This window comes from Sphingobium sp. D43FB (assembly GCF_002312805.1).
GTDB lineage: Bacteria > Pseudomonadota > Alphaproteobacteria > Sphingomonadales > Sphingomonadaceae > Sphingobium.
In genome coordinates, this window is record NZ_NMUA01000011.1 from 61768 (window position 1) to 83607 (window position 21840).

The following is a 21840-nucleotide window of genomic DNA, read 5'->3' on the forward strand; positions in this document are numbered from 1 at the left end:
AGGACTAAGCGCCGCCGACAAAGGTCGGCGCGCGATCAAAGTCGTCCTTTTCGAACGGCGTATCGGTGAACAGATAGCGGTAATAGAAATTCCGCAATTTTTCATGGAAGGCCCGGATTCGATCCTGATAGGCCAGTTGGGCTGCCATGTCGGTGTTGGCGAGACGGGTCAGAGCCGCCTGCACCCCGACCGACGGCAATAGCCAGCCGATCCCGCGCGCTGCGGTATCGCGCGCTTCTATGCCGTTTCGATAGGCAGCGACCTTTGGCGCTACGCTTTCGTCGCCGACCTGATGGAAGGCGAAATACCATTTATAGTGGAAGGCGTCCGTCAGCGGCGGGCTATCTTTCCATTCGGGATGACCGGCGTAAAATGCGCGCATCGTGTCCGCACGGGGGATGTCCCATGCGCGGTTGACCGCTTCGCGTTGGGCGAGCGTCAGTTCCACGCCCTCACCAACCGGGATGAGGCGGTTGATCGCGACATGGGCGATGGTCGGCAGGATCAGCGTCAGCACCAGCCAGATACCGGCCAGCGTCGCGGCATTGGCGACGGAACTCCAGCGCATCCGCCCGACCAGCAACGTCACGCCGATCCAGAAGGCGAGGTAGAGCGCGACTAGACCCTGCACGGACAGGAGGGTGGGCAAGGGCACGGCGGACTGGATGGCGCCTATCGTCAGCGGCGCCGCAAGCGCCAGGAACAGCAAGCCGCCGCGCAGCAGCACGCGCCGACGCCATAGCGACCTACCCGATCCCGTCAGGGCGTCCAGCATGCGCAGCCTTCCCGCTTCCCGTTCCCCCGACACCAGATCGTGAAACAGGGCGATCACGAACAAGGGGGTCAGATAGACCAGCACGAAGGAAAAATCGAAACGACCCGGCAGGGCGAGTTCAGGATTGAACGCCTCGCCATCATAAAGCTGCGCTTCCAACCCAAGCGCGCGAACACGCAGGATATAGGGCGCGACATCGCGCAGGCCTAGGGCGGCAAAGGCCAGCGGCGAAGGCGTGTCCCAAGTGGCGTGAAAACTATAATAGGCCGCGGTGCCAGGGTCTTTCGTCTCGGCCGCCCATTGCGCGACGGCCGCCATATCCTGCGCCTGTTTGGGCTGGATCCGGGCGATGACGTCGCGTTGGCGGGCGACTTCGGCCATGCCGGCCGCCACGGAGGCAGCCGCCAGCAAAGCGACCAACAACAGCGCCAGCAGCGCCATGCGGGAGCGCAGCAGCAGGCGCAATTCATGGGTGAGGAGGGTCATGCACGAGCTTTCTGAAGAATGCGGGCAACGGGCAGCAACGCCAGCAGCGCGAACGCCAGCCAGGCGAGCAACAGGCCAAGCCCAGGCAGGCTGGCTTCGACCAGATCGCCCGTGGTCGCCGGTTTGAAGCGGAATTGCGGGATCGTCTGCCAATGGTCGGCGGAGATGCGCTTGCGCTGATCGGCACCGGCATCCTTGGCCTTGTCATCGGCATAGCGGACGGTGTCGGCCTGCAACTGGTTCAGCTGCTGGACCATGGCATAACGATAGGCTTCGGCCTGAGCCAGGAACCGGCGATGGCCTTCCAGGTCGGTGCCTGCCGCAGCCATCGACAGCCGGCGCAGGGCGATGGCTGGACTGATGATGCCGAAATCGTCGGTCAGTCGGCTCTGCGCCTGCTGGACGGTGAAGCTGCGCTTGGCATAATCGTCGAACAGGCGCGATGTCAGCTTCTCACCTTCGACCGCGAGCAGGCCGTTATAATTGACCGGCAGATCCTCGATCCTGTCGACGCCATAGTGGCGCAGCACCTTTTGCCTGAAGGCGGTGAAGAAGGGATCGTCGGGATTATGTGCGTCGCCGAGACGATGCAGATCCTGCTGGATCGCGATGTCGGTTTCGAGCCGGGTGGGGAGCATGTGGGTTTGCGCCGCAATGTCAGGCGCAACGCGCGGGAGCAGGATGACAAGCACCGTCCAGAGCGCGAGCAACGCAAGCAGCGCGTCGCGCCCGCGCCGCACCAGCGCGGAAACCAGGATGACGATGATCGACCAAAGCGCCAGATAGGCACCATAGCCCAGCACCATGACGGCCATCGGCCCGGCCAGCGCGCCCGGCTGTCCCGCGATCAGCAGAAAGGCGGCCAGCGCGGGGAGGCCGACCAGCGCCGCGACTATGGCGAGCGCCAGCAACTTGCCCAGCAGCAGCGCGCGCGCGGAAACGCCCTGGACGAGCATCTGGCGCAGCGTGCCGCGTTCCCGTTCCCGCGCGACTGCCCCATAGCCGAGGAAAACCAGCAACAATGGGGCGATCACTTGCAGGACGAAGGCCGGTGTCAGCTGGCCGAAGCGCACCAGCAGCGATGATTGGCGGACATCGCCGAAATTGGCGCTGTTCTGCCGATGGCCTTCCAGGAACATGCTGTTGCCGGTGAAGGCATCGACGCCCGGATCGAAGGCCGCGAGTAGCGGCAGGGGGCGAAAGATGAAATTGCCGAAATGGACCATGCGATGGGGATGCCGGTCGGGCTGCGCCGTAAATTCCTGCGCTGCCTGCGCCTGGAACCGAGCGCGGGTTTCGGCGATGCCGCTCTGATGAGACCAGCTGATGAGGGCGGCGGCGAGCGTGAGGAGGGTGAGCAGCGCGAAGGCGATGACGGTGACGCGATTGCGCCGCATCAATCGCAATTCGTCGCGGGCGATCAGGGTGATGGCGTTCATGCGGTGACGGCCTCCCGCGCAAATTTGCGGTGCAGGTCGCGCACGTCGAAGCGGTCCGCGCCCTGCGCCGCTGCCTCGTCGATGATCCGGCCCGATTCCAGGAAGCCGATGCGATCGGCAATGTCGGCGGCGGACAGCAGGTCGTGGGTGACCATCAGCACCGCCGCGCCCCTGCGCGCCACGTCGTGGACCAGCCTGTTGAAATCGGCGGTTGCGCGCGGATCAAGGCCCGATGACGGCTCGTCGAGCAGCAGCACCGGCACGGCGCGTAGCAGGGCGATGGCAATCGCCACTTTCTGCCGCATGCCTTTGGAAAAGCCGCCCATCCGCTTGTCCCAGGCCGATGTCTGCAGGCCGGTGGCCTCGAACGCGCCGTCGATATCCTGCGGGGCGGGGTGGCGACCGGCCAGTGCGAGCAGATAGGCGGCATTTTCGCGCGCGGTCAGATGTTCGTAGAGGGCGACATTTTCCGGTACATAAGCGATCTGGTCACGCGCCTTGTCGGCCTGTGCGATCGGATCATGCCCGGCCACAAGGATAGTGCCGCTATCTGGCCGGGCAAAGCCCAACAGGGCCGACATGGTGGTCGACTTGCCCGCGCCATTGCCGCCCAGAAGCGCGTAGATTTCGCCTGCATCGACATGCAGGCTCAGGCCGCGCAGCACGCGCTGGCTGCCATAGGATAGGTGAACGTCGGACAAGATGATGCGCTGGCCGGTGGCCGTCAGGGACATGATATGGGCTCCTTGGCTGTTGGCGCGGAGCATTTCGCCGTTGCAGCAATCTGTCAATGAAATAGTATAACATTTCAATTAACGGCTGGGTCATGCCGCGCAATATCGCTGGGCATGGCCCGATACCGAGAGTCTTGGATCACCCTGATTGATCGCTGCAACTGCGCCGCGCCAACATTCGCGATGCTTCGAAACGTCCACGCACGCCAATGGCGACAGCCATGCAACGTCCAATGAGTCGCCATGGCGGCCCGCTTATACCATGTCATGGGCTGATACGCCCTAAAGGCCGTATAGAAGATACAAGAAATTGGTTCGATACCGGCATGATCGAGGCAAGACGCTTCGTGCTTTCCCACGGTGTTATGGGTATCTTTTTTATGCCCGCCTAATCCATATGATCACGTGGCCAGCGAAGTAAAGATGCATCGATATAATGCTCATCATTCGCTCATCGCGATTTTGTTCAGGGGTCTATTATGGATATGATTACGGCAGACCAATATCTATTGGTCTATAACGCATTTTCGTTCACATTCGCCTCGATGGCTGCGGCCACATTATTCTTCTGGTTTGGGCGATCGCAGGTCGGGCCGGCCTATAAGACGGCATTGACGATCACGGGATTGGTCACGGCGATCGCAGCCTATCATTATTACCGCATTTTCGAGAGCTGGTCGGAAGCTTATGCTTTGACCGATGGCGTCATCACGGCGAGCGGCGTCGCCTTCAATGACGCCTATCGCTATGTCGACTGGCTGTTGACGGTCCCGTTGCTGCTGATCGAACTGGTGCTGGTGATGCGCCTGTCGCAAAGTGCGACGGTGTCTACGTCGGTCCGCCTGGGTTCGGCCGCGGCGCTGATGATCATCCTGGGCTATCCGGGCGAAATTGCCGACAACAACAGCACGCGCGCCTTGTGGGGCACCTTGTCGTCCATTCCCTTCCTCTACATCGTGTGGGAATTGTTCAAGGGGCTGGGCGATGCGATCGAGCGGCAGCCGGAAAGCGCACGCGGGTTGATCAAGCAGGCACGCTTGCTGACCTTCGCGTCATGGGGCTTCTATCCCATCGTCTATATGATCCCCTACACTAATCTGGCCGGTGGTGCGGTCGAAACCGGCGTGCAGATCGGCTACACTATTGCCGATCTTATCGCCAAGGCTGGCGTAGGCATCCTCGTCTACATGATCGCCGTGCGCAAATCGGCGGCCGAATATGGTGAGCCGGGCAAGCCCGCCGCCGTAACGGCGACGCATTGAGACCGGCTATGAACCGGCAGGTTGCAACTAACCTGCCGGTTCATGCCAAGGATAGAAGCATGGATCACAGCCCGACCCGGTTTGACGATTGGCGTATCGCGAGCCTGTTGCTGGCGACGATCGGCATCATTTGTCTCTATCAGTTCGGACTGGTGGTCGATACCGCCGCGATGACAGCGCTCTCGTCGGCGGCTTTGCTTATCGTCGGTATGCCGCATGGCAGTTTCGATCTCGCGTTGCTGCAAAATGGATCATCGGCCCAAGGGATATTCCGCTCCCGTGTTGCGCTGATCAGCCTGTATCTGGCTTGCGCTGCGGCGATGTATCTCTTGTGGCGAGTGGCACCGGTCGCGGCGTTGACGGCATTCATCCTCATGTCGGTCATCCACTTTGCCGAGGATTGGGACGAATGCGGTTCCTCCTTCATTGCCGCGGGCATGGCGCTTGCGCTGCTTTCCGCGCCATCGTTACTGCATGGCGATAGCCTTGGCCCCTTGTTCACGACCTTGTCCGGTCAAGCCTCTGCCGCCGTGCTGGCCGATTGCCTGCTGCTTGTGGCGCCCACCATGCTGCTGCTGGCTATGGTCGGTGTCGCCATGTTGTGGCGCATTGGTCGGCGCAAGCTGGCGCTTTCGGCAGCCTGCGCGCTCATGGCCATGCTCGTGCTACCGCCAGTGCTCGGCTTTGCGCTCTTTTTCTGCCTTGTCCATTCGCCCATTCAGTTTCGCGCCCACGCCGCAGCGCTTGGCTTACGAGGCATCAGCCAGTGGGGCGGGATCGTCATTCCGCTAACCCTTGGCGGATTGGGCATTGCCGTTGCCATCTTCGCATTGGGGAGCGGGCAGTCCCTGACCGACAGCATTTTTGTCAGCAGCTTCATGGCTCTATCGGTCCTCACCGCGCCGCACATGGCGGTGCCCGTGATCCTTCGAATGGCACAGGGTCGCCAACCATCCGCAAATCTTTAATAAGAAAATTTGCAGCTTCGCTCAAATGCGACGGGCAACTGGTTGGTCTGGAATCGGGGGGAGCGATGCCCGATAGTCACATTCGCAAACAGCCGGGTGGATGTCTGCGAGATTGACGCTGCCTGCGTCTTCTGGCCGAAATCCACGCTGAGGACGTTGAACCCGTCGTCGCTAATGACCACCGGCCGTCCTTTTCGGCTTCGTCATGGGCCTTATGGTCGCGATGCTGTGCCGCACGTCACAAGATTCGGCCCTATCCCGCATTGCGACAGAGTGGTTGCGAACAGATTTTACCCGCCAGAAGGCACGGCCTCTCCGTTGTGATGCCCAATGTTCGAAGCATAGTTTTTCATCACCCCAGACCGGTTCGCCGATTCCTCTCCTAGAAGTCAGTAAAGTGAGAGGAAGATATGCGCATGTCGTCGAAATATTATCTGCTATTGAGCGTCGCGACTTGGGCCCTTGCGCCCGCTGCCATGGCCAAAGATGCCTCCGATGCCCAAGGTGCCATCACGACCGGCGAAGCCACTAAAAGGTCGGTCAGCAAACCCAAGGCCGAAGCAACCTTTTCCACCGGCGTCGCCAAAGGGCGGGATCGCCTCGATAGTGCGACCTCGACAAGTTCGCTCCAGGCAGACGAGATCCAGAAAATCGGGGCGCGCTCGCTCGCCGAGATTTTCCGCAGCATCCCCGGAATCAGGACCGAATCCTCGACCGGAGAGGCCAATGGCAGCTATACGATCCGTGGACTGCCCCTCGCGTCAGGTGGTTCCAAATTCATGCAAATCCAGGAAGACGGCTTGCCCGTTCTCGAATTTGGCGACTTCTTCAATGTGGCTTCGGACCTTTTCATCCGGGCCGACACCAACCTCTCTGCGATCGAGACAATCCGGGGCGGTTCGGCATCGACCTTTGCGTCGAACTCACCGGGCGGTGTGATCAACCTGATCTCGAAGACCGGCGATGTGGAGGGTGGTGCCATCGAACTGACGACTGGCATCGACTATGACACGAAGCGGCTCGACTTCGACTATGGGGGCAGGATCAACGACACGTTGCGTTTTCACATTGGCGGATTTTATCGCACGGGCGAAGGGCAGCGCGCCGTCGGCTTCAACGCCTATCAGGGCGGCCAGCTGAAATTCAACATCACCAAGCAGTTCGCCGCCGGCTATATTCGCCTATCGGCCAAATATCTGGATGACCGGGCACCCGCTTATCTGCCCGGGCCGATCCAGATCACGGGGACGAATGCCAACCCGACCTATTCCAGCTTCGAGAATTTCGATGTTCGTCGCGACTCCGTTCAGTCGCGCTACATTACCAGCTTCCCCACGCTCGACGGCAATAACCAGCCGATCAATGTGCCGATGCGCCAAGGCCTGAGTGCGTTAGTGAAGTCGGTCGGCCTCGAATCGCAATTCGATATCGGCGATTGGACCATTACCGGGCGCACGCGCTATTCGAAGATTTCGGGCACCACCATCCGTGATCTCGTCGCGAACATCTACCCGGCCAACGGGCTACCCGCGTCGCTGGGGGCAGGCACCGGCACACTTAGCTATGCCAACGGCCCCAATGTCGGTCAGGTCATCACGCCCGCAGACAATATAAATGGCAACGGCCTGATCGGCGCGACATCTCTGTCTAAAATCGACATCCGTTCGCTCGACAATTTCACCGGCGACATCCGCGCAACACGCGTTTTCGACCTTGGCCAGGGCAAGTTTACCTTGACCGGCGGCATGTACAAAGCGGTTCAGGATCTCACATCGGACTGGCTCTACTCCAATATCACGCAAGATCTGAACGGCGGCGGCAATTCGGCGTTGATCAACTATACCAATGCAGCCGGCGTGCCGCAGAGCCAGGACGGCTTTCTGGGTTTCACACGGTCGGGCAGCACCGGCTTTTTCCGCCGCACCTACGACGTGCAATATGATGTCACGGCCCCCTATGGGTCGGTCAACTACCATATCGGCAGGATCGCGATCGGCGGCAGCATCCGTTACGATATGGGCAAGGTGAGGGGCCAGTTGTTCGGGTCCGATCTGGGCGGCGGACGGGTGGGGACAACCTCCTACGACTTTAACGGTGATGGGGTGATTTCGGTCGCTGAGTCGAAGACCAATATCTTGCCCCTGACCCGCCCCGCGCCCGTGAATTATAATTATCATTATCTGAGCTATTCGACGGGCATCAATTTCCGCATCGCCGAGCCCTTGGCCGTGTTTGCGCGCTACAGCCGGGGTGCGCGCGCGAACGCCGATAAAGTGCTGTTCTCGTCAAAAGTCAGCGTCGTTGACGGCAGCATGCCCGATTCGGCCGACGGCGCGGACGTCGTCACCCAAGCCGAATTCGGCCTGAAGCTTCGCCGTCCGGGGATGACCTTCAACATCACCGGCTTCATCGCCAAGACCGAAGACACCAACGTCCAGGCCGGTGCCATCACAACCGATCGCAAATACCGCGCGCATGGTGCCGAAGTCGAAGCGGGCTTCCAACGCGGCCCCCTCAGCATTACCGGCGGCCTGACCTACACCGACGCCGAAATCGTCAGCGACCGGTTGAATGCAGCCGTGGCCGGGATGGTCCCGCGCCGCCAGCCAAAGCTGATCTATCAGGCGACACCGCAATATGAGAGCAGGCAACTGACCCTGGGTGCCTATATCGTGGGCAACACCAGCAGCTTTTCCCAGGATATCAATGCCCTCAAGATACCCGGCTATGTTTTGATCAACCCGTTCGTCCAGTATCGCCCCATCGACCGGCTGCAATTCATGGTCAACGTCAACAATGTGTTCGACAAGGTGGCGATCATCGAGATCAGCCAGACGACCGTTCCCGCCAATGGTGTCGGCTGGGGACGGGCGGCCAATGGCCGCACGATTTCGGCATCGGTGCGCTACGCCTTCTGAACCGGGGCGGCCGGTCGAGCATCTGGAAGCGTCGCTGGGTCGGGCGCGGCTTGATCGCCGCCCCGACCTATTTCTTTTTGCCGAAGTCCACGCTGACGACGTTGGAGCCGTCTTCACTGGTGACGACCGGGCCGTCATTTTCGGCTTCGTCATGCGGTTCGGGCAAGGCGTCTGTCTGCACCTGGAATTGCAGGGCGAAGTTGACGGCGGGGTCCACGAAGGCGGTGATCGCGGCAAAGGGGATATAAAGGTGGGCGGCGACCTGGTTGAAGGTCAGGCTCACCTCGACATGCTGGTCGCTGACCTTCAGATCCCAATATTTATTCTGCAGGACGATGGTCATTTCGTCCGGGAAGCGCTCGATCAGCCGCTTGGGGATATCGACGCCGGGTGCCTGCGTCTTGAAGGTGATGTAGAAATGATGGGCGCCGGGCAGCCCGCCGCTGCGTTCCACCTCGCCCAATACGCGGCCGACCACGGCGCGCAGGGCTTCCTGCACGATTTCGTCATAGGGAATCAGGCTGTCGGGCAGGTCATCGCTCATGGCCCAATGTCCTAACGGCGCGAATCATGCGGTCAACCCCCGCACGCGCAGATTGCATGGCGCGCACCACACGCTATAGGGCAGCCATGCGCACGGCCGAGATTCACCGCAACACAGCGGAAACCCAGATCGACGTGACCGTCAACCTTGACGGCACTGGCCTCTATTCGGTGTCGACCGGCATCGGTTTCCTCGACCATATGATCGAACAATTGTCGCGGCACTCGCTGATCGACATGACCGTCAAGACGGTCGGCGACCTGCATGTCGACCAGCATCACACGACCGAGGATACCGGCATCGCCATCGGCGAAGCGGTGGCGCGGGCGCTGGGCGACAAGCGGGGCATCAGCCGCTATGGCAGCGTCTATTCGCCGATGGACGAGACGCTCAGCCGCGTGGCGCTCGATATTTCGGGTCGCCCCTGGCTGGTGTGCAAACTGCCCTTCACGGTGCAGAAGATCGGCGAGTGGGATGCCGAGATGGTGGAGCATTTCTTCCACAGCTTCGCGCAAGCCGCCGGGATCACGCTGCATATCGAATTGCTCTATGGCGCGAACAACCATCATATCGTCGAAAGCGCGTTCAAAGGGCTTGCCCGCGCGCTGCGCCAGGCGGTCGAAATCGACCCGCGCAAGGCGGACGCGATCCCTTCGACCAAGGGAATGTTGTAAGGCATGACCATTGCCCTGATCGACTATGGCGCGGGCAATCTCCATTCGGTGCATAATGCCCTGCGCAAGGCAGGGGCACAGGATGTCGTCATTACCGCCGACGCTGATCTGGTCCGCCGGGCCGATCGCATCGTCCTGCCGGGCGTTGGGGCATTTCGCGCCTGTCGCGACGCGCTGGTGGCAATCCCCGGCATGGTCGAGGCGATGGGCGAGGCGGTGGGCAGCCGCGCGGTGCCGTTCCTCGGCGTATGCGTGGGGATGCAGTTGCTGGCGGATGCCGGCGAGGAATTCGGGCGGCATGAGGGGCTGGGCTGGATACCGGGTACGGTGCGGCTGATCGAACCGGCCGAGCCGGGCATCAAGGTGCCGCATATGGGCTGGAACGATGTGATCCTGCAGGGCGCGCCGCCGTTGCTGGAGCCGGGTGAGGCCTATTTCCTGCACAGCTATCATTTCGAAGCGACCGACCCGGCCCATGTCGCGGCGGTCACCAGCCATGGCGGCCCGCTGGTCGCGGCGGTGGCGCGTGACACGATCATCGGCTGCCAGTTCCACCCGGAAAAGAGCCAATCCTATGGCCTTTCCTTTCTTTCGCGCTTTCTGGAGTGGTGTCCTTGAGCCTCATCGTCTTTCCCGCCATCGACCTGAAAAATGGCCAGGTCGTCCGCCTGGCCGAAGGTGATATGGACCGCGCCACCGTCTATGGCGACGATCCCGCCGCGCAGGCGATGCTGTTCGCGCAGGCCGGCGCGCAGCATATCCATGTCGTGGATCTGGACGGCAGCTTTGCGGGCCGTGCGGTCAATGCTGACGCGGTCGAGAAGATTGTCGAGGCGTTTCCGGGCCATGTGCAACTGGGCGGCGGCATTCGCAATCGCGAGGCGGTGGAGCGCTGGTTCGATCTGGGTATCTCGCGGATCGTGATCGGCACGGCGGCGCTGAAAGACCCGGCCTTCGTGAAGATGGCGGCGCGCGATTTTCCCGGCGGCATCGTGGTAGCGGTCGATGCGCGCGACGGTTTCGTCGCGACCGATGGCTGGGCCGAAAAGTCCGACATGCCGGTGATCGACCTTGCCCGTCGGTTCGAGGATGCAGGCGTCGCCAGCCTGCTCTTCACCGATGTTGGCCGTGACGGGATGCTCAAGGGCTGCAACATCGACGCCACCGTCGAACTGGCGCGCGCGACCGATATTCCGGTGATTGCCAGCGGCGGCGTGGCGGGCATCGCCGACATCCGCATATTGAGCCTGCATGCCGACGACGGGATCGAAGGCGTGATCACGGGCCGCGCGCTTTATGACGGGCGACTGGACCTCAAAGCCGCGATGGCGGTGGCGCGGGCGGCGGCGTGACCGTCCGCACGCGGGTCATACCCTGTCTCGACGTCGCCAATGGGCGCGTGGTCAAGGGCGTCAATTTTGTTGATTTGAAGGATGCGGGCGATCCGGTCGAGCAGGCGCGGCTCTATGATGCGGCCGGGGCGGACGAACTATGCTTTCTGGATATTACCGCGACGCATGAGGCGCGCGGGACCATATTGGACGTGGTGCGGCGGACGGCGGAAGTCTGCTTCATGCCGGTGACCGTGGGCGGCGGGGTGCGCAGCGCCGAGGATGCGCGCGCGCTGCTGCTGGCGGGGGCGGACAAGGTGGCGGTCAACAGCGCGGCGGTGGTGCGTCCCGAACTGGTCGCCGACATCGCCGATCGCTTCGGCAGCCAGTGCATCGTCGGATCTGTCGATGCGCGAAAGGTTGCGGAAGGCCGCTGGGAAATCTTCACCCATGGCGGGCGTCAGCCGACCGGGATCGACGCACTGGAGCACGCGCTGCGGCTGGCGGACCTGGGCGCGGGCGAATTGCTCGTCACCTCGATGGATGGCGATGGCACGCGCAAAGGCTATGACCTGGCGCTGACTCGCGCGATTGCCGATGCGGTATCGGTGCCGGTGATCGCCAGCGGGGGTGTCGGCACGCTCGATCATCTGGTGGAAGGCGTGACGCTGGGTCATGCCAGTGCGGTGCTGGCGGCGTCGATCTTCCATTTCGGCCAGCATACGATCGGCGACGCGCATCGCGCGCTTGCCGTGGCTGGCGTGCCGGTGCGTGGTAGCTGATCACGTCCAAAAGCGTCGATTTACTTTACAGTAACCATATTCACCATCACGCTGTTAACCCTTATTTCTGGCGGAAAAGCTGGTATTTTGCGGTTCGGCACGCGCTCTGCATTATCCTTCTGCGTCTATCGCCAACCAATGGGGGTTTGGCGCAGGGAGGGTAAGGAAATGACTTTGAACAAGATGCTTTTGGCGGTCGGCGCGGCGGCATTCATGGGCGTTGCGTTGCCCGCACCGGCGCAGGCGACATGGTGCTGGTTCGGCAAGTGCGGCGGCACCAGCACGGGCGGCAGCAGCTCCACCGGTGGCAGCAGCACCGGCGGCTCGTCGGGCGGCACGCCGACCCCGGTGCCTGAGCCGGAACAGATGGCGCTGTTCGCGATGGGCGCAGCGGTTCTGGTCGGTCGCGTCATGGTGTCGCGCCGCAAGCGCAAGTAAATTTAGATTGACGGGTCGCGCGCGCGGCGCTTGATGCGCGGCATGCGCGCGACCCTTCACACCCTTGAACAAACCATTCGCCAGCGGCGGACGGCTGACCCTTCCACCTCTTATGTTGCCAAGCTGACGGCGCGCGGCCGCGGCAAGATTGCGCAGAAGGTCGGCGAGGAAGCGGTCGAAACGGTGATCGCTGCGATGGCGGGCGATCGGGACGGCGCGATCGGCGAAAGCGCCGATCTATTATTTCATCTCATCATATTGCTGGCCGACCTCGACATCAGCCTGGACGAGGTGATGGACGAACTCGACCGGCGCGAAGGGGTGTCGGGGATCGTTGAAAAGGCCGCGCGCCCCGCAGACTGACTCTTTTCCATCGGATAGATGTTGCGCGCCAAGCGTTGGGGCGTCAGCTTATTATCCTTACGGGGGAGATTATCATGGTGCGTACTGTTATCGGCGGCCTGGTCGGCGGGTTCGCCTTGTTCATTACCGGCTTCATCTTCTGGGGTACGCCCTTGAGCGCGCTGGCGCTCAGCCGCACCGACGAACAGGCAAGCGCCAATCTGCAGGCTGCCATGGCCCAAGCGCTGACGCCGACCGGCACCGGCGTCTATACCATTCCCGATCCCTCCTCCGCGCAGGGCACCGTGCTCTATGGCAAGGGACCGGTCGCCCAGATTTTCTACAATGAAGGCGGCTTTCCGGTGATGGACAGCGGCGCGCTGATCGGCGGGTTGATCCTGGCGCTGATCGTCGGCGTGATCATCGCCATGGCCTTGCGCTTCATCGCGGCGAATTTTGGCGACCGGATGCGCGTGGCAATCCTGTTCCCGCTGGCCGCCGTGCTGTGGATGCATGTCGGCCAGGCCGTGTTCAACCACGCGCCCTGGGGCTATATCCTCTATCTGGCGTTCAGCGACTTCGTCGGCGTCGCGATTGCGGGCGTGATCGCGGCCAAGCTGATGGAGACGAAGGCGACCATGGTGGGCACCGATCCCATCCATTAAGCCGCTTCCTGCGCCAGGCGGATCATGCAGGCGGCGTGGCGGCGGGCGACCAGCATCCGGTCTTCGCCATAGCCGCCGCCCATGGTGCTGGCGAGTGGGATGCCGCGCGCCCTGGCCTGGCGCATGACATAGCGATCGCGCGCATCAAGGCCCGCATCGGTCAGCGCCAGTCGCCCCAGCCGGTCGTCGGCATGGGGATCGACCCCGGCTTGATAGAGAATGAGGTAGGGCGCGAAGTCGTTCAAGATGGGCGGCAGCGTGTCGGCGAGGATGGCCGCATAGGCGGCATCCTCCAACCCATCGGGCAGGGCGATGTCGAGCGTCGAGCGCGCCTTGCGCACCGGGAAATTCTTGTCGGCATGGATCGACAAAGTGAAGATGTCGCCGCGCCCCGCCATCAGGGACGCAGTGCCGTCGCCCTGATGCACGTCGAGATCGAGGATCAGGATGCGCGCCGCGTCGCCCTCCGCGATCAGGCGGTTGGCGGCGATGGCGAGGTCGTTGAACACGCAATAGCCCGCGCCACTATCGGCCAGCGCATGATGGCTGCCGCCTGCTGCATTGGCACCATAGCCATGCACAAGCGCCAGCCGCGCCGCGGCCCAGGTGCCGCCGGGTGACAGCAGCGATCGGCGCATCACCCGTTCCGTGACGGCAAAGCCGATCCGCCGTTCCTTGTCGGGCGGGACGGAGAGGGTCACGACCTGCTCGACATAGGCGGGATCATGTACTGCCTCTATCCAGATACGCGGCATCGGATCGGGCTGATGCACGGTGATGGGTGCGCCAGATTCGCGCAGCGCTTCCATCACCAGCCCATATTTGTCGAAGCGGAAGCGGCTGCCGGGTGTTGCTGGAGAGACATAGGCGGAATGGTGAACAACGTGCAGCATGATCTTTTCCGCTATGGTCGTTTGAACGATGGCCGCTTTGCGCTATCTGGTCCAGCATGAACCGTCCCGATATGATCCGTCTTCCGTTGCTGGCGCTGCTTGGCGTCAGTGCGGTGTCCGTCGCCGCCCAAAGCCTGGCCGCGCCGCCCGTGGTGGTGCCGACCATGCCCGCGCCGACTTCGCCCGCGCCTGGCATGGTGCAAGCGATTCCGGCCGCGCCCTTGCCCGCACCGATCCCGCCCTTGTCAGCGGCGCAGGAGGCATGGGCCAATGACTGGTTGAAGCAGGGCGCGGCGCAGGGATTGATGGCGCGGCAGAAGGCGAGCGGGCCGCTGTCGGGCGAGGCGCTGGTGCGCGCACTGCTCGACCGGGCCAAGGCGCTGTCCACCGGGCGCGTCGATACCGCCGATTTCCTGGAAGTCTGGGCGCTCCGCCCCGCACCTTTCGACCCCCGCCCGTCGCTGGCGCGGGCCGTGGCCGAGGATCGGCTCGCACAATGGGCGAGCAGCCTGACCCCGCCCTATGCGGGCTATGAAGGATTGCGCCAGGGACTGGTCCGCTACGAAGCGATTCGCGATCAAGGCGGCTGGCCGACGCTGACCGCGCAGTCCGCGCCCGACGTGGTGCGCGCGCGTATCGCGATCGAGGATAGCGCCGTGACGCCAGGCGAGAAGCTGAGCAACGTGTTGCAGCGCGCGCAGCGCCGCTATGGCCTCAACCCCACCGGCCTGCTCGACACCCGCACGCTGGCGGCGCTCAACGTCAGCGTGGATGACCGGATCGCGGCGATCATGGCGAATATGGAGCGGTGGCGCTGGATGCCGCGCAACTTGCCGGTCAACCGGGTCCAGGTGAATATCGCGGCGGCCGTGCTGACCATGTTCGAAGGCGACCAGCCGATCAGTTCGATGCGCGCCGTCACGGGCAGCCCCGACAATGCGACGCCGATGCTCATGTCGAACATCCATTCGATCGTCGTCAATCCGCCGTGGAACGTGCCCATGTCGATCGCCCGGCGCGAGCTTTTCCCCAAGGGGCGGGCGACGCTGATCAAGCAGGGCTACAAGATCGTCAAGACGCCCGAAGGCGGCGAGCGGATCGTCCAGCCTGCCGGACCCAACAGCGCGCTTGGCCGTTTGAAGTTCGACTTCGCCAACCCGTTCGCCGTCTATCTGCACGACACGCCCTCGCGGGGCAAGTTTTCCAGCTATGACCGGCTGGCGAGCCATGGCTGCATCCGCCTGGAAAAGCCGGTATCGCTGGCCGAACTGATGGTGGCGAGCGACCCGGCCTTGAATGGCCAGATCCAGAGTCTGATCGACGAAGGCAAGACCCAGCGCGTGTCCCTGCCCAAGGATGTGGCGGTCTATCTGCTGTATTGGACTGCTTTTGCCAGCAACAATGGCACAATGAGCTTCCGTGCCGACCCCTATGGTTGGGACAAGCTGCTTGCGAGCAAGATCGAAGCGTCGAGCCGACGTGTCGATCCGACCGCTGCCCCCGCCGCCACTGTAGCTTTGAAGGATTGATCCCCCATGCGTAAAATTGCCTTTGCCGCGCTCATCGGTGCCCTTGCCTTGTCGGCGTGCGGCAAGAAGGAAGAGGAGGCGCCAGTCGTCAACAATCTGGTCGAACCGCCGGTCGAAAATGTGATCATCGAAGAGCCGGATACGGCGCTGCCGATGCCGTCGAACAACGCCGTCGCGCCGACGCCCGCAGCGCCGCCATCGGTGTCGGAGCAGCAGCAGATTCTCGACGACGCCGATGCGACCGGCATGACCGCGCGCCTGCCCGATATGCGCGATGATGCGCAGCCAGCGGACGAGGCGAGCGGTACGGAGGAATGAAGCGCATCGCCCCGGTCTTGGACCGGGGCGTTCCCTTTGCTATAGCGTGCGGATGGATCGCCGCAATTTCACGAAATTCGCCCTAAGCGGATTCGCCCTGACATTTCTGCCCGACACGATGGGCAAGGCTGCGCTGCCGACGGCGCCCCAACCTGTACCCCTCCCCGCGATGCCGCGCGCCGCGCCGCAGCCCCCCTATGCGGGGCTGCTCGCACGCGCGAAGGCGGCACTGGACCGCCATGCGGGTGCCGTCCTATTGCGGGACCGGGTGGCCATCGCCGATTTCGATGCCCCGTCGAAGGATCTGCGCTTTCACGTTGTCGATCTGATGAACGGCCAGTCCAGCAGCTATCTGGTCGCGCATGGCCGCGGGTCCGACCCCGCTCATTCCGGCTGGCTGCAGAGCTTTTCCAACGAACCCAATTCGCTGGCAAGTTCATCGGGTGCGTTTCGGACGGGTGAGATGTATGTTGGGCAGCATGGGCAGGCGATGCGGCTCGCGGGCCTGGACCCGCAGAATAATAATGCGGAGCCGCGCGCCATCGTTCTGCACGGTGCGGATTATGTGGGCGAGGATCATATCGCCGCTTGGGGTAAATGCGGCCGGAGCGAAGGCTGTTTCGCGGTCGCGCCGCATATGCTGCCGCACTTGCTGGGGCTGCTCGGCACGGGTCGGCTGCTCTACGCCGACAAGATCGGAGCGGGTTGAAGGGGTTTTTAGCGCCCCCTCAACCCTACAACCTCTTAGCCAGCCTGGGGCGCGCCGGTCAGCGCCTGCGCCGAAGGCTTGTTGGTCGCATCGACGCTGCCGTCAGCCAGCATCTTCTTGGACATTTCGACGGCTTCGGCCTGAAGCGCCGTGTCGCTGGTCGACTGGCTGGCACCGATCAGCGCGGACAGCAGGATATTCTTGCTGACATTGTCGGTGGCATTTTCCGCGACCGACTTACGGGCCAGCGTCAGCGCTTCGCTATAGAGCGGGGCCGATCCAGCCTTGTCCTGCGCACCCAGCTTCTGGTTGCCCATCTGGATCAGGATGCCGGCCAGGATGTTGCGGCTGGCTGCGTCGGTCGGCTTGGCTTCCACCACCTTGCGCCAATAGGGGAGCGATTCGCCGTAGAGGGCGATCGTCTTGTCCAACTGGCCCATCGCGCCATAGGCAGCGGCGTTGGCGTACAGCGCATTGGCGAGGAAATTGACATTGTCCATCTTGGACGGATCGGATTCGACCGCCGTTTTGATGGCGGGGATGGCCGCTTCATATTTGGTGATGGCCGTCGCGTTGTCGCCGCTCTGCTGCGCGCTCTGCCCGGCGGTGAAATCGGTGACGGCCGTGTTGAAGGCGGCGATCTGTTCCGGCGTCATCGCGGTTGCTGCAGGCGCGGCCTCTGCGGGCGCGGCGGGATCGGCCGGCGTCGTGGCGGCCGGTGCCGAAGCGGCGGGCGCGGCGGGCGCTTCCTGCGCGAATGCAGGGGCGGTCATCGCCGTCGAAAGGGTCAGAAATGCGATCAGTGCGGACTTTGGCAACGTCAGGGTCTCCTTGTTCGTCGTCTAAAAATATCGGTTGGGCATCATTGCTGCCCCGCAACATCTTTAATGAACGAAGGAACGATGGAGTTCCCACCCCGTCAAACTCAGCTCATCGCGCAAAAGGCTCCGGCCATGGAAAATTCGCTTTTGCGCCGGGCGCTGCGGGCTGCCGCCTGCGCATCTTCGCCCCATTGTTCGACCTGCCAAGCCTCGTCGATCTCGGCGATCGGCCATATTGCTTCAGCACTATGGCTATTTTCCACTACCGCCAAGCCGCAAACAAGCGACCCGCTCAGCGTTACCAGCGTGGACAGGCCCGCCAGCCGGAACGGGTCGTGCGCCGCAACTGCGGCGTGCAGCCGGGCGAGCGTCGCTTCGGGCTGGGCGACCGGCAAGATGCCCTGCGTCACCACGAACGTCACATCATAGCGCGCGCGCGCCCAGTCGAGCAACGGATCCCAAGCGGCAGCCTGCCGTGCCACCAGCGTTTCGGGTGCCTGGGCGCGATAGCAGAGCAGGTCGCTCTCGCCATAGCGCGCGATCCCGGCGGCAAATTGCGCGCAATTGGGTACGATATGATCGATCGCTGCATTGGCGAGGCCGGTGAACGGCATGGACGCCGGATCGACCGTCTCCCCCTGCGCCCGCCATTCCTCGGCAACTGCCTGCGCCAGCGCCAATGTCGGCAGCGTCAGCAGCGCGCGGGCAGGGGTGCGGACCGGGCGATCGTCGAGGCGAATGGCATGGCCATCACCCTCGGCGACGATCGTCACATCCTTGTAGAAACGCTTCATGCGCCGGTCCGCTTGAACAGGGCCAGCATCAGGCGCGGCACCACCAGGAACTGGAACAGGCCAACCACGACCATGATCGCGCCGAACGCCTTGGCCTTGTCACCCTGCACCCAGGAAAAGCGCTGCATGATGGCAAGGAAGCCGATCATCACGACGAACGCGCCCGACAGGCGGAACAGGCCGATGGCGAAGTGTCGCTGACGCGCGATCTTCTCGCGGTCGATGGGCGGAATCGGGGGCATATCTGTCATGGTGCGCCGATATGGCCGCGCAAAGCCGCACTGTCCATCGCGACCGCCTGCGCGCCAGATGCTAGCAGCTCGGCAGGCGGGTGATAGCCCCAGGCGACGCCGATGCTGCGCACGCCCGCTGCGACCCCCATGTCGATGTCGAAACTGGTGTCGCCGATCATGACCGTCGTGTCGGGCGCGGCTCCGGCTTCGGCCATGGCGGTCAGCAGCATGGAGGGATGCGGCTTGGACGGGTGGCGGTCAGCGGTCTGGAGCGTCACGAAACGGTCGATCAGGCCGTGATGGGTGAGGCACAGCGCCAGCCCGCGATCGGACTTGCCGGTCGCGACCCCCAGCAGCCAACCCGCCGCATCCAGTTCCACCACCAGATCGGCAATACCGGGATAGAGCGGTTCGCACACGCCCTCCTCCCGCCGCATCGCTTGAAATGCCAGCTTGTAGCGGTCGGACAGATGATCATGAAAATCCGCCTCCGCGTCGGGCAACAGCCGCGCGATGGCGAGCGGCAACGACAGGCCGACGACCGAGAGGATGGCGGGCCGATCGGGCGGCGCGAGCTTAGCTTCCTCGAACGCACGGGTCATGGCGGTGCAGATGCTATGCTGGCTATCGACCAGCGTCCCGTCGCAATCGAACACGACAAGCGGATTGCTCATGCCAATGTCCCCCGCATCAGCGACGCCAACGCGCCTTCGCCCACGGCATCCAGCGCGTCGGCAACGCCGATGCGCGCTGCTTCGGGCTTGTCCTGCCCCAGCTTGGCAGTGCCGTGGATCGCCTCGACCTGCATCGCAAAGCCGACCAGCCCGGTCATGGTCTTGTCGAACAGGCCATCGCTCATCTTGTCGCGCGTCCATAAGGGCTTGGGTGCCAGCCGTCGCTCCTGCTCGTGGCTCAGCGCATCGATCTGCGTGATGGTTTCGGCCTTATCCAATCGTGCCATCGGCCCGCGCAGTTCGGCCGCGACATAGTTCCAGGTCGGCACCTTATCGGGCAAGCCATACCAGTCGGGGCTGATATAGGCCTGATCGCCGGTGACGACGATCAGCGCGTCCTGCCTGTCCAGATGCGGCACGATCGGGTTGGCGCGGTGGAGGTGCAGGCCGATCCGCCGCTCGTCCAGCCAGATGAGCGGCAAATGGACGACATGCATCCGATCGGGCGCAGCGACGCAGAGCAGGCCGAAGCCCGTCTGCGTCACGAAATCACGGATCGCGGCCTCATCGGTCCAGCGATAGGGCGCGCCCGGCGTCATTCGTCGCGAGAACCTCCGCGCGACCGGCGTTCGCCCTTGCGGTCCTTGCGGACCTGCTTGGCATGCTGGCGCGCGAACTTCTTTTCATCCTCGCGGGTCGGGGTCCGGTCGATCTCATCGTCGAGCAGCATGTCGCCAAGGCTGAGGTCGAAGCCCATGTCCGCGAGGCTGGCGGCGAAATGCGTCGGCGGCTCGGCCATCACATCGACCCGGCCGCCATCGGGATGATCGACGCGGATGCGGCGGGCGTGGAGATGCATCTTGCGGCTGATCGAGCCGGTCAGGAAACTATCCTTGCCGCCATATTTGCCGTCGCCCACGATCGGATGGCCGATCGCCGCCAGATGCACGCGCAACTGGTGGGTGCGGCCGGTATAGGGTTGCAGCTCGACCCAGCAGGCGCGGTTGCCCGCGCGCTCGATGATGCGATAGCGGGTGCGGGCGGGCAGGCCTTCTTCCTCATCGACATGCATCTTCTCGCCGCCGGTGCCCGGCTGCTTGGCGAGCGGCAGTTCGATCATCCCGTCGGAGATGGACGGCACGCCGATCACCAGCGCCCAATAGACTTTGCGCGCGGTGCGGCTGGAAAAGGCCTTGGCGAAATGCGCGGCGGCACGGCTGGTGCGGGCGATCAGCAGCGCGCCCGACGTGTCCTTGTCCAGCCGGTGGACCAGCTTGGGGCGCGATTCGGAATCGAACATCAGGCCGTCGAGCAGCTTGTCGACATGCTCGTCGGTCCTTGTGCCGCCCTGTGTCGACAGGCCCGGCGGCTTGTTGATGACGATCGCCTGCGCGTCGCGATGGATCACCATCTCCTGTACGAAAGCGATCTCGTCCTCGGTCAGGTCGATGACGCGGGCGCGCTTGGGCCGTTCGGCGGCAGGTGCCTTGGCTTCGGCGGGCGGTACGCGGATCATCTGCCCTTCGGCAACGCGGTCGCCCGGTGCGGCACGCGCGCCGTCTATGCGCAACTGACCGGTCCGCGACCAGCGCGACACGATGTTGAAGCCGACATCGGGCAAATGCCGCTGGAACCAGCGGTCGAGGCGGATGCCGTCATCGTCGGGCTGGACCCGATATTGCCGCACGTCGAGCGAGACGCCCTTCGCTACGCTGGGCTTGGCTGGCGTGGACGGTACGATGGCGACTTTCGCCACCGCCGCTTTGGCGGCGGGCTTGCCCGCTGGCTTCGCGCCGGATTTGAAGGGGGCCTTGAAGGCAGGCTTGCCGCCTTCGCCCTTGCGTGCGGTCGCGGCCTTGGCTCCGCCACGAGCGCGACCAGGCGCGCCCGATGGCTTGGCAAAGGATCTCGCACCGCCGCCGGGCTTGCCATCAGCGGCCTTGCCGAACCCTGACTTGCTCCCAGCGGGTTTGCCGCCAGTGGATTTGCCAGGCGCGGCAGGCTTGCGACCGCGCGGGGCGTCGCTTTTGGGTGGGGGACGACCCTTCATGCCACGATACTCCGCATCACGGTAAGGCCAAGCGCCAACGCCACGACTGCGCCGATCACCGACGCCAGCGCATAGCCCAAGGCGACGATCATCTGGCCGCGCTCGAACATCAGCAGTGTTTCGAGGCTGAAGGCGGAAAAGGTGGTGAAGCCGCCGAGCAGGCCGACGCCGAGCAGCAGCCGGATCGGTTCGCCCGCCACCGCGCTGCCGCGCGCCAGCCATCCGGCCAGCAGTCCCATGGCGAAACCGCCGATCAGATTGGCGGCAAAGGTGCCCCAGGGCCAGGTCGCGCCAGGCGTCAAATGCCCGGCGAAGCGCCCAAGCTGGTAGCGCAGCGCCGCGCCAACCGCGCCGCCGCCCATTACAAGAAAGATATTGGTCATGACTATCGCCCTATAGCGATTCCGCCAAAGGGGAAAGGTCGATGGTGAAACAGTCTTCCTGCGCCTCAAGCGCAGGAA

25 protein-coding genes are annotated in these 21840 nt (G+C 63.4%); 13 read left to right on the top strand and 12 right to left on the bottom strand.

Annotation, left to right across the window (positions count from 1 at the left end):
• Positions 1-4: 4 nt before the first annotated feature.
• Genes SxD43FB_RS11370 through SxD43FB_RS11380 form a run of 3 tightly spaced genes read right to left on the bottom strand, consistent with a single transcriptional unit; the run spans position 5 to position 3434 of the window.
• Positions 5-1261 carry a DUF3526 domain-containing protein gene (locus SxD43FB_RS11370; protein ID WP_096062271.1) on the bottom strand — a complete coding sequence of 419 codons (1257 nt, stop codon included), beginning with the start codon at positions 1259-1261 and terminating at the stop codon, positions 5-7.
• Positions 1258-2700, bottom strand: coding sequence for a DUF3526 domain-containing protein (locus SxD43FB_RS11375; RefSeq protein ID WP_096062272.1), 1443 nt, complete (start codon positions 2698-2700; stop codon positions 1258-1260). Before SxD43FB_RS11375 ends, SxD43FB_RS11370 begins: the two co-directional genes overlap by 4 nt.
• Entirely contained in the window at positions 2697-3434 is a 738-nt protein-coding gene (locus SxD43FB_RS11380) for an ABC transporter ATP-binding protein (protein WP_096062339.1), read from the bottom strand. Before SxD43FB_RS11380 ends, SxD43FB_RS11375 begins: the two co-directional genes overlap by 4 nt.
• 479 nt (positions 3435-3913) lie before the next feature.
• On the opposite strand from SxD43FB_RS11380, the gene SxD43FB_RS11385 reads away from it, so the two are divergent.
• From SxD43FB_RS11385 to SxD43FB_RS11400, 3 genes are all read left to right on the top strand, one after another.
• A complete protein-coding gene (locus SxD43FB_RS11385) occupies positions 3914-4696 on the top strand; it encodes a bacteriorhodopsin-like (RefSeq protein WP_096062273.1) in 783 nt (260 codons plus the stop codon).
• A 59-nt stretch (positions 4697-4755) separates the two neighbouring features.
• The gene (locus tag SxD43FB_RS11390; RefSeq protein ID WP_176482753.1) at positions 4756-5664 is read left to right on the top strand and encodes a Brp/Blh family beta-carotene 15,15'-dioxygenase; all 909 of its coding nucleotides are present in this window, start codon (positions 4756-4758) and stop codon (positions 5662-5664) included.
• Positions 5665-6080: 416 nt separating this feature from the next.
• On the top strand, positions 6081-8582 hold the full coding sequence (locus SxD43FB_RS11400) for a TonB-dependent receptor (protein WP_096062340.1): 2502 nt from the start codon (positions 6081-6083) through the stop codon (positions 8580-8582).
• A gap of 67 nt (positions 8583-8649) precedes the next feature.
• Here SxD43FB_RS11400 and SxD43FB_RS11405 read toward each other — a convergent pair whose 3' ends face one another.
• A complete protein-coding gene (locus SxD43FB_RS11405) occupies positions 8650-9126 on the bottom strand; it encodes a ClpXP protease specificity-enhancing factor SspB (RefSeq protein WP_037479831.1) in 477 nt (158 codons plus the stop codon).
• An 86-nt stretch (positions 9127-9212) separates the two neighbouring features.
• On the opposite strand from SxD43FB_RS11405, the gene hisB reads away from it, so the two are divergent.
• The 7 genes from hisB to SxD43FB_RS11440 all read left to right on the top strand — a co-directional run bounded on the left by hisB (position 9213) and on the right by SxD43FB_RS11440 (position 13358).
• Entirely contained in the window at positions 9213-9800 is a 588-nt protein-coding gene (hisB, locus tag SxD43FB_RS11410) for an imidazoleglycerol-phosphate dehydratase HisB (RefSeq protein WP_037479833.1), read from the top strand.
• Positions 9801-9803: 3 nt separating this feature from the next.
• Entirely contained in the window at positions 9804-10418 is a 615-nt protein-coding gene (gene hisH, locus SxD43FB_RS11415; protein WP_096062276.1) for an imidazole glycerol phosphate synthase subunit HisH, read from the top strand.
• Positions 10415-11152 carry a 1-(5-phosphoribosyl)-5-[(5-phosphoribosylamino)methylideneamino]imidazole-4-carboxamide isomerase gene (gene hisA, locus SxD43FB_RS11420; protein ID WP_096062277.1) on the top strand — a complete coding sequence of 246 codons (738 nt, stop codon included), beginning with the start codon at positions 10415-10417 and terminating at the stop codon, positions 11150-11152. The genes hisH and hisA overlap by 4 nt, the downstream gene beginning before the upstream one ends.
• Positions 11149-11913 carry an imidazole glycerol phosphate synthase subunit HisF gene (gene hisF / locus SxD43FB_RS11425; RefSeq protein WP_096062278.1) on the top strand — a complete coding sequence of 255 codons (765 nt, stop codon included), beginning with the start codon at positions 11149-11151 and terminating at the stop codon, positions 11911-11913. Before hisA ends, hisF begins: the two co-directional genes overlap by 4 nt.
• 168 nt (positions 11914-12081) lie before the next feature.
• The gene (locus tag SxD43FB_RS11430; protein WP_096062279.1) at positions 12082-12351 is read left to right on the top strand and encodes a PEP-CTERM sorting domain-containing protein; all 270 of its coding nucleotides are present in this window, start codon (positions 12082-12084) and stop codon (positions 12349-12351) included.
• Positions 12352-12393: 42 nt separating this feature from the next.
• Positions 12394-12714 (top strand): phosphoribosyl-ATP diphosphatase, encoded by a 321-nt coding sequence (locus SxD43FB_RS11435; protein ID WP_037479619.1) that lies wholly within the window; start codon positions 12394-12396, stop codon positions 12712-12714.
• 74 nt (positions 12715-12788) lie between these two features.
• Positions 12789-13358, top strand: coding sequence for a hypothetical protein (locus SxD43FB_RS11440; protein WP_176482754.1), 570 nt, complete (start codon positions 12789-12791; stop codon positions 13356-13358).
• On the opposite strand, the gene SxD43FB_RS11445 is transcribed toward SxD43FB_RS11440, so the two are convergent.
• The gene (locus tag SxD43FB_RS11445; protein ID WP_096062280.1) at positions 13355-14251 is read right to left on the bottom strand and encodes a histone deacetylase; all 897 of its coding nucleotides are present in this window, start codon (positions 14249-14251) and stop codon (positions 13355-13357) included. The two genes, SxD43FB_RS11440 and SxD43FB_RS11445, sit on opposite strands and share 4 nt — an antisense overlap.
• 71 nt (positions 14252-14322) lie before the next feature.
• On the opposite strand from SxD43FB_RS11445, the gene SxD43FB_RS11450 reads away from it, so the two are divergent.
• From SxD43FB_RS11450 to SxD43FB_RS11460, 3 genes are read left to right on the top strand one after another with little or no spacing between them, the layout of a single operon-like run.
• Complete coding sequence (locus SxD43FB_RS11450) at positions 14323-15780, top strand: L,D-transpeptidase family protein (protein WP_176482755.1); 1458 nt, start codon at positions 14323-14325, stop codon at positions 15778-15780.
• A gap of 6 nt (positions 15781-15786) precedes the next feature.
• Entirely contained in the window at positions 15787-16098 is a 312-nt protein-coding gene (locus SxD43FB_RS11455) for a hypothetical protein (protein WP_096062282.1), read from the top strand.
• 52 nt (positions 16099-16150) lie between these two features.
• Positions 16151-16807, top strand: a complete 657-nt coding sequence (locus SxD43FB_RS11460; protein ID WP_096062283.1) for a murein L,D-transpeptidase catalytic domain family protein — start codon at positions 16151-16153, stop codon at positions 16805-16807.
• Positions 16808-16842: 35 nt separating this feature from the next.
• Here the strand turns inward: SxD43FB_RS11460 and SxD43FB_RS11465 are convergent, their stop codons facing one another.
• The 7 genes from SxD43FB_RS11465 to crcB form a co-directional block, all read right to left on the bottom strand.
• A complete protein-coding gene (locus SxD43FB_RS11465; protein WP_096062284.1) occupies positions 16843-17625 on the bottom strand; it encodes a hypothetical protein in 783 nt (260 codons plus the stop codon).
• Positions 17626-17732: 107 nt separating this feature from the next.
• Complete coding sequence (locus SxD43FB_RS11470) at positions 17733-18422, bottom strand: ATP12 family protein (RefSeq protein WP_096062285.1); 690 nt, start codon at positions 18420-18422, stop codon at positions 17733-17735.
• Positions 18419-18673, bottom strand: coding sequence for a hypothetical protein (locus tag SxD43FB_RS11475; RefSeq protein WP_096062286.1), 255 nt, complete (start codon positions 18671-18673; stop codon positions 18419-18421). The genes SxD43FB_RS11470 and SxD43FB_RS11475 overlap by 4 nt, the downstream gene beginning before the upstream one ends.
• Positions 18670-19329 carry an HAD-IA family hydrolase gene (locus SxD43FB_RS11480; protein ID WP_037474391.1) on the bottom strand — a complete coding sequence of 220 codons (660 nt, stop codon included), beginning with the start codon at positions 19327-19329 and terminating at the stop codon, positions 18670-18672. The genes SxD43FB_RS11475 and SxD43FB_RS11480 overlap by 4 nt, the downstream gene beginning before the upstream one ends.
• The gene (locus tag SxD43FB_RS11485) at positions 19326-19928 is read right to left on the bottom strand and encodes an FMN-binding negative transcriptional regulator (RefSeq protein WP_096062287.1); all 603 of its coding nucleotides are present in this window, start codon (positions 19926-19928) and stop codon (positions 19326-19328) included. Before SxD43FB_RS11485 ends, SxD43FB_RS11480 begins: the two co-directional genes overlap by 4 nt.
• On the bottom strand, positions 19925-21379 hold the full coding sequence (locus tag SxD43FB_RS11490; RefSeq protein WP_096062288.1) for an RluA family pseudouridine synthase: 1455 nt from the start codon (positions 21377-21379) through the stop codon (positions 19925-19927). Before SxD43FB_RS11490 ends, SxD43FB_RS11485 begins: the two co-directional genes overlap by 4 nt.
• Entirely contained in the window at positions 21376-21762 is a 387-nt protein-coding gene (crcB, locus tag SxD43FB_RS11495) for a fluoride efflux transporter CrcB (protein ID WP_096062289.1), read from the bottom strand. The genes SxD43FB_RS11490 and crcB overlap by 4 nt, the downstream gene beginning before the upstream one ends.
• Positions 21763-21840: the final 78 nt, after the last annotated feature.